This window comes from Herbivorax alkaliphila (genome assembly GCF_030848475.1).
GTDB lineage: Bacteria > Bacillota > Clostridia > Acetivibrionales > Acetivibrionaceae > Herbivorax.
This window is the reverse complement of record NZ_JAVDDS010000116.1, coordinates 1-1,985: the sequence shown is the minus strand read 5'-3', so window position 1 is coordinate 1,985 and position 1,985 is coordinate 1. Positions and strand designations below refer to the sequence as shown.

Below are 1,985 nucleotides of genomic sequence, written 5' to 3'. Positions count from 1 at the left end.
TCCTGTCTTTGACACTTTAAGAAAAATTAAAGCTTGAAACCTATTGCAAGTATTGAGGTTCAAGCTTTTTTGTATCTATAAAAAAGTGCACAATGTTATAATGTTTTTGTTACTTTTAAAATTTTTTTCATTTGTTTTAAAGTGATAATCTGGTAATCGGTATGGAAGCCAAAAACATCATGCAAGGCATCGGTAAAATCTGTTCTTGTGTATATCGGTTCATAACCTTCTCCTTTAATCTCTTTGAAATCCATTTCTCGTAATTCACTAATAATATTGTGACATGTAAATTTTTCATCAAGCTTCTTTTCAAGTAATCTATAAATTATTAGTGCGATGAAACAAGTAATAAAATGTGCTTTTATCCTGTCTTGAGTACGCAAATGTACAGGTCTTGCTCTAAACTCGCTCTTCATTATTCTAAAGCATTCTTCTATTTCCCATCTTCTATGATTTACTTTTATTATTTCAGAAACATTATCTTCAAGATTAGTACAAACTCCATAAAAACCATCAAATGCTTCTTCTTTTTGAATAATAGTTTTATCTATACTGTATAATTCATTGTCTGCAACTTCTCCATCATCAGTACAAACTGTTTTATGAATAAATCTTTTGTAGTCATTTTGTTTGGGTTTACTTATCTTCTTTGGATTACTGTCTATTAATTTTTGAGCCCGTTCTATTTGAGAATTACGGATATTGCGCTGATAATCCCTGTACTTAAATGAGTATGTTACAATAAGCCTTTGTTCAAGGTCGTTTTCTTTAATCCAGCGTTCTTTGAAAAAGACTTTGGAATATAATCTTGCCTTATCTTCACTATTTGCCTTTTCTATAATCTTTTCAAGTTTTGAAATATCATAATTTTCTCTACTACCTGGAAGCTTCCAACCATCTGGTGCAAGAGCCCAGTTTTTTAAATGCTTTTTAAGTTTTTTGATAGACTGAGTTGTAATAAATGCCCGTTCATCCTTATCATTAAACTTTCTATTATCTTTTGATGCAAGACCAGCATCGGTACAGACAACAAATTTTGAAAGCTTAAAATCAGATGAAATTTTCTCTTCCAAAGGCTGTAGTGTAAGTTGTTCATTCATGTTCCCTCTATTAATATTAAAAGCAAGAGGGGTGCCATCACCATCCATGAACAACCCCATTTGAACTATTGGATTTGGCTTGTTCTCTTTAGATATACCGTATTGTTTGTCGCCATCTTCTTGCTCAATTTCAAAGTAATAATTTGTACAATCATAGTAAAGAATCCCAGTGTTTCTTTTAGAAATTTTTAAACTGTTCTTATACAAAGAAGATTGAATAAAATCTGATTCCTTAGCAATAACTTCAAGAGCTCTATAAATTTGATGCAACTCGAAATTTGGCTGTTCTATAAACTTTTTGGACTCTTCAAATGTTGCGCGCTTAGATAAGGGGAATAATATTCTACAGTAAAGTAGTCTGGAAAGAATGGAATTCAAGTCATATTTAAATTTATATTTTTGAGAAATTTCCTTGCAAAGTTTATGTAGTCCAAGTTCATGGTATATCTGCTGTAAGAAAAGATAACCTCCGTTGAATGTACGGCGAACATCCTTTTCAATTCGCTTATACGGAGAATACTTAGCAATTACATCAGGTTCTCGACCTTCTTTTTCAAGACGATTAAGTTCTGCAACATATTCTTTAGCCCATTTATAGGGATCTCTATCGTCGAGCTTAACTCTTAATTCTTCATAAGTTCCGAGTTTTTCCACTATCTTGTTAGTACGTTTACCATTTGTATAAACAGATTTAACGACATAAAAGGAAGCAGCATTTTTGGTTTTAGATATTTGTAATCTCATAGCATCACCTTTTTCATATAATATATGTATTATAACACATTGTGACACATTGTGCAATAAAAATCTAAAAAATTTGACAAAAAAACAAGCCTATATCAAGGCTTGTGAAGATTTTTTCTCTATTCAAGTGTTAAAGACCCG

The 1,985-nt window shown here is 31.3% G+C and carries 1 protein-coding gene; it reads right to left on the bottom strand.

From position 1 onward, the window contains the following. Positions 1-95: 95 nt before the first annotated feature. Positions 96-1,844 carry an IS1634 family transposase gene (locus RBH29_RS17495; RefSeq protein WP_306698296.1) on the bottom strand — a complete coding sequence of 583 codons (1,749 nt, stop codon included), beginning with the start codon at positions 1,842-1,844 and terminating at the stop codon, positions 96-98. Positions 1,845-1,985 lie beyond the last annotated feature (141 nt).